The 12,491-nt window shown below is 73.0% G+C and carries 13 protein-coding genes; 6 read left to right on the forward strand and 7 right to left on the reverse strand.

The features are described 5' to 3' along the window. Positions 1–113: 113 nt before the first annotated feature. Positions 114–611 (reverse strand): GNAT family N-acetyltransferase, encoded by a 498-nt coding sequence (locus E1293_RS36220; protein WP_132202831.1) that lies wholly within the window; start codon positions 609–611, stop codon positions 114–116. A 136-nt stretch (positions 612–747) separates the two neighbouring features. Between E1293_RS36220 and E1293_RS36225 the strand changes: the two genes are divergently transcribed. Beyond that, entirely contained in the window at positions 748–1,344 is a 597-nt protein-coding gene (locus E1293_RS36225; RefSeq protein ID WP_132202833.1) for a hypothetical protein, read from the forward strand. On the opposite strand, the gene E1293_RS36230 is transcribed toward E1293_RS36225, so the two are convergent. The 4 genes from E1293_RS36230 to E1293_RS36245 all read right to left on the reverse strand — a co-directional run bounded on the left by E1293_RS36230 (position 1,233) and on the right by E1293_RS36245 (position 4,597). Further along, entirely contained in the window at positions 1,233–1,796 is a 564-nt protein-coding gene (locus E1293_RS36230; protein WP_132202835.1) for a dihydrofolate reductase family protein, read from the reverse strand. The genes E1293_RS36225 and E1293_RS36230 overlap by 112 nt on opposite strands. A 2-nt stretch (positions 1,797–1,798) precedes the next feature. Continuing rightward, complete coding sequence (locus E1293_RS36235; protein ID WP_132202837.1) at positions 1,799–2,614, reverse strand: alpha/beta fold hydrolase; 816 nt, start codon at positions 2,612–2,614, stop codon at positions 1,799–1,801. Positions 2,615–2,669: 55 nt separating this feature from the next. Continuing rightward, positions 2,670–3,392: a helix-turn-helix domain-containing protein gene (locus tag E1293_RS36240; RefSeq protein ID WP_132202839.1), complete on the reverse strand. Its 723-nt coding sequence runs from the start codon at positions 3,390–3,392 to the stop codon at positions 2,670–2,672. An 83-nt stretch (positions 3,393–3,475) separates the two neighbouring features. Continuing rightward, positions 3,476–4,597 (reverse strand): ROK family transcriptional regulator, encoded by a 1,122-nt coding sequence (locus E1293_RS36245; RefSeq protein ID WP_132202841.1) that lies wholly within the window; start codon positions 4,595–4,597, stop codon positions 3,476–3,478. 148 nt (positions 4,598–4,745) lie between these two features. Here E1293_RS36245 and edd point away from each other — a divergent pair, with 148 nt between their 5' ends. Genes edd through E1293_RS36265 form a run of 4 tightly spaced genes read left to right on the forward strand, consistent with a single transcriptional unit; the run spans position 4,746 to position 8,601 of the window. Next, positions 4,746–6,557, forward strand: coding sequence for a phosphogluconate dehydratase (edd, locus tag E1293_RS36250; protein WP_132202843.1), 1,812 nt, complete (start codon positions 4,746–4,748; stop codon positions 6,555–6,557). Continuing rightward, entirely contained in the window at positions 6,554–7,537 is a 984-nt protein-coding gene (gene glk, locus E1293_RS36255) for a glucokinase (RefSeq protein ID WP_132202845.1), read from the forward strand. The genes edd and glk overlap by 4 nt, the downstream gene beginning before the upstream one ends. After that, positions 7,534–8,154 carry a bifunctional 4-hydroxy-2-oxoglutarate aldolase/2-dehydro-3-deoxy-phosphogluconate aldolase gene (gene eda / locus E1293_RS36260; RefSeq protein WP_132202847.1) on the forward strand — a complete coding sequence of 207 codons (621 nt, stop codon included), beginning with the start codon at positions 7,534–7,536 and terminating at the stop codon, positions 8,152–8,154. Before glk ends, eda begins: the two co-directional genes overlap by 4 nt. Positions 8,155–8,208: 54 nt before the next feature. Next, positions 8,209–8,601: a PPOX class F420-dependent oxidoreductase gene (locus tag E1293_RS36265; RefSeq protein ID WP_132202849.1), complete on the forward strand. Its 393-nt coding sequence runs from the start codon at positions 8,209–8,211 to the stop codon at positions 8,599–8,601. Here E1293_RS36265 and E1293_RS47955 read toward each other — a convergent pair. Further along, positions 8,582–8,752 (reverse strand): hypothetical protein, encoded by a 171-nt coding sequence (locus E1293_RS47955; RefSeq protein ID WP_165978549.1) that lies wholly within the window; start codon positions 8,750–8,752, stop codon positions 8,582–8,584. The genes E1293_RS36265 and E1293_RS47955 overlap by 20 nt on opposite strands. Positions 8,753–8,825: 73 nt before the next feature. On the opposite strand from E1293_RS47955, the gene E1293_RS36270 reads away from it, so the two are divergent. Further along, a complete protein-coding gene (locus tag E1293_RS36270; RefSeq protein ID WP_243717065.1) occupies positions 8,826–9,755 on the forward strand; it encodes a LysR family transcriptional regulator in 930 nt (309 codons plus the stop codon). Positions 9,756–9,771: 16 nt separating this feature from the next. On the opposite strand, the gene E1293_RS36275 is transcribed toward E1293_RS36270, so the two are convergent. Further along, positions 9,772–12,360, reverse strand: coding sequence for an ABC transporter permease (locus E1293_RS36275; protein ID WP_132202851.1), 2,589 nt, complete (start codon positions 12,358–12,360; stop codon positions 9,772–9,774). Positions 12,361–12,491 lie beyond the last annotated feature (131 nt).

Genomic DNA, 12,491 nt, shown 5'->3' on the forward strand with positions numbered 1-12,491 from the left:
CCGCCGCAGACCGACGACCGCCACTCCGGCCCTGAACCGCCGCCACGCCGCCACCCGCGCGAAGGGCGCCCGCCGCCAAGCAACCCGCGACGCCCGCTAGATGGACATAGCCATTAGGCCGGTGACACGCCGCGCTGGTACCAGGTGCCTGACTTGCCGCCGAGATCGGCCGGGGCGGCCGGGCCGACGGGGACGAACCCGGCCTTGGCCAGCACCTTCTGGGACGCGGCGTTCTCGTCGGAGGTGGCCGCCCGCAGGGTGCGCAGGCCGTGCCGCGCCGCCGCGATCCGGCACAGCTCCCGGACGGACCTGGTCGCCATGCCGCGGCCGGCGGCGTGCTGCGCGACCCGGTAGCCGAGGCTGGCAGTGCCGTCCCCGATGCCGTACAGGTTGAACCGGCCCAGGATCGAGCCGTCATCGGCGGCGAGCACGTAGAAGGCGCAGGTACCGGCCTCTTGCTCGGCCAGCAAGGCGCTGTGCCGGTCGTCGAACTGGTCGAAGAACTCGTCGCCGCGATCGGAGATCGAAGCAGCGAAGTAGGCACGGTTCGCCAACTCGAAGGCCAAGACCGCCGACGCATGGTCGGCACGCAGCCGCTCTAGCTCGGGCACCGCCCAACTCTACCCAGGTGGCGCGCTATGGCCACCTGTGATTCCGTGACCGGCCCGAACTTGTGGCATTCGAATGGGAGTGACGCTACGCTTTGGGCGGCTCACTCTTACATATCGACGGCGTTGTGAGACGGGTATGGCGTGGGGACCGGCTGAGCATCAGCAGGGCTTACTGGCAGGCGGCGACCTTTTTCGGCATGTGCTCACCGGTGGGGAACTGGAGCCGCTGCCCTACGTTTCGATGCTGCTCCGCGAGGAGGAGTTCGCCTATGCGGAGCTTCCGCTGGAATATTCGCGATTCTATGCGATGGACGTGTCTTACGAACAGCATTCCGTTGTCGCGTTCGGGTCGGCAGGCTTTCTGCTCGGGGCACTCGCCGTCAATGCCGCGGGGAATGCGATCGCGCGCAACCGGGCGCAGGCGCTCGCGGCGGCGCAGTGGCGCGAGCACCAGGTGGCGAGGGTCTTCCTGACGAGCGAGCGGCTGATGATCGTCGCCCACGCCGGGGCGCTTTCGTTCTGGCATGAGGGGCTCAGCGAGTTCTTTCCGGCCCCGGACCAGTTCCAGTTGCTTCTGACGTTCCCAGACTGCGAACCCGTGCAGTTGAGGGGGCCCAAAGGTCACCGTGTCCGCTGGTGGATGGTGACCAGCACACCGTCCCCATACGTCGTGGCCTCGGTCAAAGCCCAGTTGCTCTTGTCCGGCATCGCACCCCACAACCTGCGCCCATAGCCGAGAATCACCGGAAACCACATCAGGTGAATCTCGTCGACCAGGTCATGCGCGAGCAACCCCTGGACGAGCTGGATGCTCCCGGGCACAGATATCTCGCCCTCGACGTCCTGCTTGAGTTGCGTCACGTCCTTCGCGAGATCGTCCGAAAGCACGGACGTGTTGTTCCAGCCGGGGTCGGTGAGCGTGCTGGACACGACGTACTTCGGCATGCCGTTGTACTTGTCGGCGAGTTCGCCCTCGAAGTCCGGCCATGCGGAGGCGAAGCCCTCGTAAGTGTCGCGACCCAGGAGCAGCGCTGCGGCCGCGAGCGCCTCGTCGGTCTTGAACTGCTCGCCGTCCGTTCCGCGGTCGACCTCGAAGCTCCAGTTCGGATACTTGAACCCCTCGCCACCGGGCGCCTCGACGACGCCGTCCAGCGAGATGAACTCGGTTACGACGACCTTTCCCATGTTCAGGCTCCCCGGGTGAATTCGCGCAGCACGGGCGCGAGGACGTCGGCGGTCGTGCTGTGGTCCTTGCCGGGCACCACCCTCAGCGTGGCGGTCGGCAGGTGGGCCGCCACTGCTTTCGCGCCGACGGCGAGGTGCGGCCAGGTGTCGTTGCCGTGGAGCACGAGCACGGGCACGCCGACCTTGTCCCACAGTTCGGCGCGGAGCGGTTTGCCGGACATGGTGTCCCCGACGTTCCGGCCGTCGTAGGCGATCGTCGGCGCGATCGCTTCGAGCGCCGGCCAGAAGTCGCTCCCGCGCATCCCGCCGACGGCCTCTTCGGGCATTCCGGCGGCGGCGGTCATGAACAGTGCCACGGCGTCACCGGGCCGGCCTTCGGCCACGGCCGCGTCGAGACGCTCGACATAGTCGGACGGAAGCGGCGGACGGCTGTCGTCGACGACGACCGGCGGCTCGAACAGCACCAGCCGCGCGACCGGGACTCCGGCCTGCACCGCGTTGAGGGCGAGGGTGCCGCCGGACGACCAGCCGAACACCGTCGCCGGACGGCCGCCGCCCGCCTGCTCGATGATCGCGGCGAGGTCCTCGAACTCGCGCTCGACCGCGTAGGGAGCGGTGTCCCCGCTCTCACCGCGCCCGCGCCGGTCGTAGTTGATCACGTGGAACTCGCCGGCGAGCAGTTCCGCCGTCTGCGCGTTCTCGGGGGTCGTGGCGCGATGGGCGGTCGCGCCGTCGATGAGGATGATCGGATCGCCGCCGCCCCACGCGCTGTACGCGATGCTGGTGCCGTCGGCCGAAGTGACAGTGCCCTGGGACATCACGTCACACCTTTCTAACGTCGGTTTCGTGTCGCGATCGGCGACGGAACCGACCCTAGAAGCGCTCGTCGCCCTCGATCTTGTACAGAAGCGACAGGGGCTGGTCCGCGTCGTCACGCCGCTGCAGCTGCGTGGCGGTCCGGCCGATGAACCGCTGCAGCGACCTCGCCAGATGCGGCTGGTCGTAGTAGCCGAGCTTGTGCACGACCTCAAGGGACGGCACACCCTCCGCCAGCAGCACCGCGGCGTGCCGGGCCCGATCGATCTGCCGTATCGCACCCTGCGTCAGCCCCGTGGCATTGGCGATCCGCCGCTGCACGGACCGGGAGCCGACTTTGGCGATGCCTCCCCACACGACGTCGTCGACGAGGGGGTCGCGCGTGAGAACCCCCGCCCGCACGAGCTTCCGGACGAGGTCCTCGGCATTCTCGAAGCCGGGGATCTCCCATTCCTCGCCCCGCAGGACGAAGAGGCGCCCGTCGGCATACGGGCTCGCCACTTCGGAGTCGACGAGCCGGGCGATCGGCAGGTGCGGCATCGACGTACCGTGCGCGAACGTGATCCCGAACGACTCCGACTCGCCGATCAGCCGCGCGGTCGACGCGGTCGTCTCCGGCCCCCGCACGGCGGCCTGCACGGTGCCCGCGTCCTCCCAGAAGACGAGCTCCCAGTTCGACGTCGCGACGGACGTCAGACTTCCCGCCCCGCTCACCTGCCCGCGCCAGACCCGCGCGACATAAGGCGAATCCGACTCCCGATGATCGCTTTCGATCGCCATGCGGCCCCCTCTCCGCCTTCGGAAAAGATCTCACGCGGGCGCAACGTCCGCCAGGCCTTCACCCACCGGGCAGCCCGGCAGCGCTAGGGCGTGTCGATGGCGGTGGGGGAGAGGATGTGGTCTAGGACCATGGCGGCGCAGCCGGTTAGGCCCGCTTGTTCGCCTAGGCGGCTCGGCTCTATGCGCAGGGTGCGGGTCGCCAGGGCCGTGGAGCGCTGGTAGACGGTCTCGCGCAGGCCCGCGATCAAGGGCTCGTCTGCGCCGACGAGGTCGCCGCCCAGGACGACCACGGCGGGGTTCAGGAGGTTGACGGCGGTGGCGACGACCTCGCCGATGCGGCGGCCGGCGTCGCGGAGGAGGGCGACGGTCGCGGGGTCGCCGGAACGGGCGAGGGCGGCGAGGCCGGGGAGGTCGTCGGCGGGGGAGCGGGCCAGCAGCGCCGTGCCGCCCGCGATGGCCTCCACGCAGTTGACGTTGCCGCAGCGGCAGGGCGCCTCGTCCGGTGATGGGACGGGCACGTGCCCGATCTCGCCGGCCGCGCCCAGGGCGCCGCGCTGGATGCGGCCGCCGGCGATGAGGCCCGCGCCGATGCCCGTCGAGACCTTGACGAAGAGCAGGTCGTCGACGTCCGGGTGGGCCTGGTGCTCGCCGAGGGCGGCGGCGTTGACCTCGTTGTCCAGGTAGGCGGGGACGCCGAAGCGCTCGGTGATGGGGGCGCCGATCTCGACGGCGTCCCAGCGTCCGGCGACGTGCTCGACGGCGTCGGGGACGCCGAGGCCGACGCCCCGGACGCCGGCCGGGTCGACACCCGAGGAGGAGAGGAGCGTCGTCCACTGGTCGAGGAGGCGGGGGAGCGTCTTGCCGGGCGAGACCTCGGCCGGGGGGCCGTCGGCGCGGGCGAGGATCGTCCCCGCGAGGTCGCAGATGGCGACCTGGCCGCGCGACTGGCCCAGGTTCGCGACGAGGACGGTGCCGCCGGCGGCGTTGAACCGGAGCCGGGCCGGGGGCCGCCCGCCGGTGGACGGCCCGTCGGCGTGTTCGACCACCAGCCCGCGCGAGATCAGGGCGGCGACGCGCGACGCGACGGCGGGACGGGACAGCCCGGTGATGCGGCCCAGGTCGGCGCGGGTGGCGACGCCGTCCTCGCGGATCAGGCGGAGGATGTCGCCGGCCGTGGACGGGCGGCGGGTGGCGGCGCGGGGCATCCGGCCAGTCAAGCACGCGGCCGTTCAGTGCGTCCAGTTGGCGTAACCGACGGAACTTTTGTCATTCAGAGTTCATAAGTGGGGTTGAATGAATCACCAATGTCTCGATAGCTTGACGATCTAGAGATCCCCCTGGTTGGAGCATCTGATGGCTGTGCATCCCGTGCTGGAGGCAGTGACCCGGCGTGTCGTCGAGCGGAGCGCCGGGACGCGCGGCGCGTACCTGAACCGGATCCGCGACGCCCGGACGGAGGGCCCGGTGCGCGGCGGGATGGGCTGCGCCAACCTGGCCCACGGCTTCGCGGCCTGCGGCGTCCAGGACAAGCTGTGGCTCCGCGGCGACGTCACGCCGAACATCGCGATCGTCTCCGCGTACAACGACATGCTGTCCGCGCACCAGCCGCTCCAGGACTACCCGGACATCCTGAAGGGCGCGATCCGTGCGGCGGGCGGGACGGCGCAGTTCGCCGGCGGCGTGCCCGCGATGTGCGACGGCATCACGCAGGGCCGCGCCGGCATGGAGCTGTCGCTGTTCAGCCGGGACGTGGTGGCGATGGCGACGGCCGTGGCCCTCTCGCACGACATGTTCGACGGCGCGCTGATGCTGGGCGTCTGCGACAAGATCGTCCCCGGCCTGGTCATCGGGGCGCTGTCGTTCGGCCACCTGCCGGTGATCCTGGTGCCGGCCGGGCCGATGGCGTCGGGGCTGCCGAACGGGGAGAAGGCGAAGGTCCGCAAGCGGTTCGCGGCCGGGGAGGTCGGCCGCGACCAGCTCCTCGCCGCCGAGTCCGCGTCCTACCACTCGCCCGGCACCTGCACCTTCTACGGGACGGCCAACTCCAACCAGCTCCTCATGGAGGTCATGGGCCTGCACCTGCCGGGCGCCAGCTTCGTCCCGCCGGGCACGAAGCTGCGGGACGCGCTGACCGAGGCGGCCGGCCGCCGCATCCTGAAGCTGACCGGCCTGGCCGACCAGTACACGCCGATCGGGGAGCTGCTGGACGAGCGCGCGTTCGTGAACGGCGTCGTCGCGCTCCTCGCGACGGGCGGCTCGACCAACCACACGCTGCACCTGGTCGCGATGGCGGCCGCGGCGGGCATCGAGCTGACCTGGGACGACTTCGACGAGCTGTCCAAGATGACGCCGCTGCTCACCCGCCTGTACCCGAACGGGACCGCCGACGTGAACCACTTCCACGCGGCGGGCGGCACCGCGTTCCTCATCGGCGAGCTGATCGACGCCGGGCTCCTGCACGAGGACGCCCGGACGGTCGGCGGCGACACCCTGGCCGCGTACCGGAACGTCCCGGAGTTCGACGGCGGCAAGGTCGAGTGGCGGCGGACCGCCGCTGAATCGGGCGACACGAACGTCCTGCGGCCGGTCGCGGAGCCGTTCGACTCGCATGGCGGCCTGCACACCGTGCGCGGCAACCTCGGGCGCGCGGTCATCAAGGTGTCCGCCGTGCGGCCGGAGCAACGCGTGATCGAGGCGCCCGCTCGGGTGTTCGACTCGCAGGAGCGGCTCCAGGAGGCGTTCGCCGCCGGGGAGCTGGACCGGGACGTGGTGGCGGTCGTCCGCAACCAGGGGCCGCGCGCCAACGGGATGCCGGAACTGCACCGGCTCACCCCTCCGCTCGGGCTCCTCCAGGACCGCGGCCACCGCGTCGCGCTGGTGACGGACGGTCGCATGTCGGGCGCCTCTGGGGCGGTGCCCGCCGCGATTCACGTGTCGCCGGAGGCGGCGGCGGGCGGACCGCTCGCCCGCGTCCGCGACGGCGACGTCGTCCGGCTCGACGCGGACGCCGGGGTCCTGGAGGTCCTCGTCCCGGACGAGGAGTTCGCCGCCCGCGAGCCCGCCGCCGGCCCGCCCGACCAGACATACGGCACCGGACGGGAGCTTTTCCAGGCGTTCCGCCACGCGGTCGGCCCGGCCGAGCGCGGCGCGGGGGTCTTCGCGTGAGCGCGGCGGACCCCGGCTTGTGGCTGGTCGCCGACGTCGGCGGGACGAACGCGCGGTTCGCGCTGGTGGACGGCGCGGACGGCATCCCGTACAACGTCCACTCGCTTCCGACCCGCGACCACCCCGGCCTGGCCGAGGCCGCGGCCGCCTACCTCGACCGGCACGCGCCGGGCACCAAGCCGTCCGCCGCCTGCCTGGCGGTCGCCGGCCCGGTCACGAGCGGGACGTTCCACCTCACCAACGCGGGCTGGCCGAAGGGCACCCCGGAGGCGGTCCGGGCCCACCTCGGCCTGCCGTACCTCGACGTCATCAACGACTTCGAGGCGCTCGCCCTCGCCCTCCCGCGCCTGGGCGAGGACGACCTGATCACCATCGGCGAGGGCCGTCCGGACTCCGGCGCGCCCCGAGCCGTCGTAGGCCCGGGCACCGGGCTGGGCGTCGCCGGGCTCGTCCCGACGCCGGCCGGCTGGGTACCGGTCCCCGGCGAAGGCGGCCAGGTCGACATCCCGGCCGCGACCGGCCGCGAACTGCAGGTGGCGGGGCTACTCCGCGAAGAGAAGGGCGCTGCGACCGCCGAGTACCTGCTCTCCGGAGCCGGCCTCGCCCGGATCCACCGGTACCTGGCCGCACTCGACGGCGAACCCGCCCCCGCCCTGACCGCCAAGCAGATCGCCGAGGACTGCGACGACCGGCTCTGCCGCGAGGCCGTGGAGATGTTCTGCGCGCTGCTCGGTTCGCTCGCCGGCAACGCGGCCCTTACGCTCGGCGCCCGTGGCGGCGTCTACCTCGGCGGCGGGATCCTGCCGCGCATCGTGGACGTGCTGCGCGGCAGCGCGTTCCGCGCCCGCTTCGAGGGGAAGCCCCCCGTCGAGGACTACCTGCGCGTCATCCCGACCGCGCTCATCGTCCACCCCGGCCCGGCCCTGGTCGGCGCCACCGTCCGGCTCGCGCAGAGCCTGCCCGACTTGGAGCCCGCATGATCGCCGAAGACCTGTTCGACCTCGCACCCGTCATCCCCGTCGTGGTGCTGGACGACGCCGAGGCGGCCGTCCCGCTGGCCCGCGCCCTGGTCGAGGGCGGGCTGCCGGCGATCGAGGTGACGCTGCGCACGCCGCGGGCGCTGGAGGCGATCGCGCGGATCGCCGCCGAGGTCCCGGACGCGGTGGTCGGCGCCGGCACGGTCGTCCGCCCCGAGGACGCCGAGCACTCGGCCGCCGCCGGGGCGCGTTTCCTGGTCAGCCCCGGCTGTACGTCGCGGCTCCAGGCGGCGATGGTCGCGACCGGGCTGCCGTTCCTGCCGGGCGTCGCGACCGCGTCGGAGGCGATCGCGCTGCTGGAGGGCGGCCTCACGGCGATGAAGTTCTTCCCGGCCGAGGCCGCGGGCGGCGCCGCCTACCTGAAGGCGCTCGGCGGGCCGCTGCCGCAGGTCCGGTTCTGCCCGACGGGCGGCGTCGGCCCGGGGAACGCCGCCGACTACCTGGCGCTGAAGAACGTCGGCTGCGTCGGCGGCTCCTGGCTGACCCCGGCGGACGCGATCCGCGACGGCGACTGGGACCGCGTCCGCAAGCTCGCCGCCGAAGCGGCGGCCCTGCGCTGACGCCACGTCCGGCGCAGATGTCACGTCCGGGGCGGGCCGTCCCGTCTCCAGGGTATGAACACCACCGCGGCAACGCTTGAGAGCCTGAAGAAGCAGAAGACCGTCCTGCTGACGTCCTACCGCAAGGACGGGACGCCGGTCGGGACGCCCGTCAACGTCGTCGTCCGCGGCGAGCGCGCCTACTTCCGGACCTACGACAAGGCGTTCAAGGCGAAGCGGCTGGCGCGCAACCCGGAGGTGGAGATCGCGCCGAGCACCTTCAAGGGCGAGGTCACCGGTCCGGAGACGCACGGCCGCGTCCGCCTGCTCACCGAGGAGGAGTCGAAGCCGATCCGGAAGATGCTGGCGCGCAAGCACCCGTTCCTCCAGGGGTTCGCGGTGCCGCTCTTCCACAGGATGAAGCACTACCGGACGCTGCACTACGAGCTCACGCTCGCGGAGGAGTGACCGCGCAGTGCGGGCAGGGGCCGGCGACGAGGCCCCGCCCGCCGTCCGCGGGGACGAGGTCCATCCGCAGGCGCCCGCAGGCGCAGCGCGTCCAGACGACCAGGCCGTCGCTGGTGAGATGCCGGGATACGAGAGTGTTCTGCTGGCTCATGGCAGCAGTCTGCAACCGGCCGAACGTTGCCGTCCATTTCAGATTTCCTTAGTGGATCGTGCAATATGGTTACATGATTGATCTGCGGCGGCTGCACATGCTCCGGCTCGTCCACCAGTACGGGACGGTCACCTCCGCGGCGGAGTCGCTGCACCTGACGCCGTCGGCGGTCTCGCACCACCTGCGGGAGCTGGCCCGGGAGCTGAAGGTGCCGCTGCTGGAGCCGCAGGGCCGCAAGGTGCGGCTGACCCCGGCCGCGCACCTGCTGATCGAGCACGCCGACGGCCTCCTCGCCAAGTGGGAGGAGACCCTCGCCGACCTGGAGTCGCACCGCGCCGGCGCGTCCGGGCCGCTGCGCATGTGCGGGTTCACGACAGCGGTCGGCGGGCTCGTCGCCCCGGCCGCGGGCGCCCTGCTGCGGGACGACCCCGACCTCGCCATCGAGGTCCGCGAATGCGACACCGACGAGGCGATGGGCCTGCTCGCCGCCGGCGAGACCGACATCGCCGTCATCGAGCCCACCCCGGACGCCCCGCCGCCCGGCGACCCGCGCTTCGACCGGGAGCCGCTGCTGGAGGAGGCCCTCGACCTCATCGTCCCGGCCGGGCACCCGCTGGCGCTCCGCCGCGGCGGCGTGCGGCTGGAGGACGCGGCAAGCGAGCCGTGGATCAGCGTCCAGCCCGAAGGATGCGCGCACCACCAGCAGGTCATGACCTACTGCGCCGCCGCCGGGTTCACGCCGCGGATCGCGCACAACGCCACCACCTGGTCGGTGATCTGGGCGCTGGTCGCCAACGGCCTCGGCGTGTCCCTCGTGCCGCGGCTGGCGGGCGGGCCGTCCGACCAGCCGGTCGGGCGGGTGGCGCTGAGCGGCGACGGCGTCCCGAAGCGGCGCGTGCTGACCTGCGTGCGGCGCGGCAGCCGCGGCAACCCGCTGATCGCGCGGGGCCTGCGGGCGCTCCAGGACGCCGTCCCCGACCGCTGCGCCCGCGCGGCGGCCTGACCCGCTCCGGCCCGGCTCACTCGGTGGCGATCGCCTGGAGGACGTTCATCCGGGCGGCGCGCCGCGCGGGCCACACCGCCGCGATGACGCCGATCGCGGCCGCCGCCGCGACGCACACCGCCAGCCGCCCGTAGGGGATCGCGAGGACCTCCATGCCGCCGTCCCCGCCGGCGAGCACGTGCTGCAGGACGATCCCGAGCAGCACCCCGGTGCCGACGCCCAGTACCGCGCCGAACAGCGACACCGCGACCGCCTCGTAGCGGATCATCCGGCGGAGCTGGCGGCGCTGCATGCCGAGGGCCCGGAGCATCCCGATCTCGCGCGTCCGCTCGGACACGGCGAGCGCGAGCGTGTTGACGATGCCGAGCGCGGCGACGAGGACCGACAGGACCAGCAGGCCGAGGACGAGCTTGAGGAACAGGTCGATGTCCCCGGCGGCGTCGGCCTTGACCTGGGCGCGGTCCTTCAGCTCCAGGTTGGGCCAGGGGGCGAGGGCCCGTTCGAGGGCGGCCCGCTCCGCGGTCGTCACGTTGACCTCGATGCGGTCGACGGGGGCGTCCGGGTCGTGCGCCCGGTAGCCGGCCCAGTTGATGATCATGGTGGGGGCGGACGGGGTGATGGACGGGCGGTCCGCGTAGACGCCTGCGACGCGGAATGTCCGTCTCGTCCCGTCCTGGTACTCGCCCTCGACCGTCGTGCCGGCCTTCCAGCCCTGCGCCTTGGCGGCCGTGCTGCCGACGAGCAGCTCGTCCCCGCGGATGGACGGCGAGCCGGCCTTGAGCGGCAGCCGGAAATGGCCCAGCAGCTCGCCCGGCGAACCGGCCGTGGCCGTCCGGACGGAACCGTCCAGCTTGAACCGCGCCGTGCGGATCGGGATCGCCGTCCGCACCCCGGCGACGCCCGCGACCGCGCGGGCGGCGTCCGCGCCCACCGGCGTGATCTGGCTGCGCCCCGTCACCTGGTAGTCGGCGGTGAGGGTGGCGTCGAGCTGCCGGTCCACCGACGCCGACATCGACTGGACGATCACCGACACGGTGGCGATCAGCGCGAGCCCGATCGTGAGCGCGGACGCCGTCGCCGCCGTCTGCCGGGGCTCGCGCAGCGCGTTCCGGCCGCCCATCCGGCCCGCGCTGCCGCCCCACCGCGCGAACGGCCAGGCCAGGACGCGGATCGCCGGACGGCTCAGCGCCGGCGACGCCATGATCACCCCGGTGAACACCGCCATGGCCCCGGCTCCGGCCAGCGCCGGCGCGGTGTCCCCGTCCGACGCGAAGCCGGCCGCGATCAGCCCCGCACCCGCGAGGAACGCGCCCGCCCCGCCCAGCACCCGCCTGCGCAGCGGGCGCGGCACCGCCGTCCCCTCCCGCAGCGCGGCGACGGGAGGGATCCTCGCCGCGCGGCGCGCCGGGACGAACGCGGCGGCCAGCGTCACGAGCGTCCCCACCGCGTAGGACGCGATCACCGCCGAGGCGGGCAGCACGAGCGTGCCGAACGGCAGTTCGTCGCCGCCCGTGACGACCGCCAGCAGCCGCGCCAGCCCGAGCGCGACGCCCGCGCCCGCCGCCAGGCCGAGCGTGGAGCCCGCGAGCCCCACTCCGGCCGCCTCGCCGAGCACCGACCGGGTCACCTGCCCGCGCGACGCGCCGACCGCCCGCAGCAGCGCCAGCTCCCTGACCCGGCCGCTCACCAGCATCGCGAACGTGTTGAAGATGAGGAACGACCCGACGAACACCGCGATCACGGCGAAGACCAGCAGGAACGTCCGCATCACTGTGAGGATCTCCTTGATGGATCCGGCCTGCTCGCCGATGGCCTGCCGCCCCGTGACCGCCTCCATCCCGGAGGGGAGTGCCGCCGCCACCGCGTCCCGGAGCCGCTGCTGCGAGACGCCGTCGTCGGCGTGCACGACGATCCGCGCATACGTCCCCGGGTGGTCGGACAGGAGCCGCATCGCCGCGTCCGGCGCGAACGCGGTCATCGAGAGCGCGCCGCTCAGCGCCGAGTCGCCCACCTCGAACAGGCCCGTGAGGCGGAACGCCCGCGTGCCCGATGCCAGCGCGACCGTGACGCGGTCGCCGATCCGGTAGCCGGCGTCGTGCGCGGTCGTGACGTCGATCGCCACCTCGTCCGGCGCGGCCGGCGGTGTCCCGGCGGTGAGGCGGGGGAGCGACAGGTCGCGGTCGCCGTCCCAGGCCACCCCGGTCTGCGGCTCGGCGCCGACGATCGTGCCGTGCCGGTCGACGACGGCGGCGAACCCGGTGACGACCCCGTGCGCCTTCGCGACCCCGTCCACCCGCCGCACGGGCGCGAGCACCGACGCCGGGACGGGACGTTCCGGCGCCCGCTCGCCGAGGCCCGGCTCGAACGCCCGCTGCGACCGGACGATCACGTCCGTGCCGCGGCCGAGGCCGTCGAAGGCGCGGTCGAGCGAGCGGTCCAGCGTGGCGGAGAAGATCAGCGTGCCGGCGACGAACGCGACGCCGGCGACCACCGCGACCGTGGACAGCAGCAGGCGGGCGCGGTGTGCGACCAGCCCCCGCACCACGATCTTCGCCAGCCGCGGGCGCGGGACCGGCCGGCCATGGAGAACGCGCTTGACCATCATGCGGTCGATTCCAGCCGCGAGGGGCGCCCCGGCGGCAGCCCGGTTCGTCGCGTCCGGTCCCTACGAACCGCCCCCCGGACGCGACTTTCGTAGGGGTGGCTGGCGGGGTGCGGGTGCGTACGGTTATCGCA

Origin of the sequence: Actinomadura darangshiensis (assembly GCF_004349235.1) — a bacterium.
In the GTDB taxonomy this organism is placed as follows: domain Bacteria; phylum Actinomycetota; class Actinomycetes; order Streptosporangiales; family Streptosporangiaceae; genus Spirillospora; species Spirillospora darangshiensis.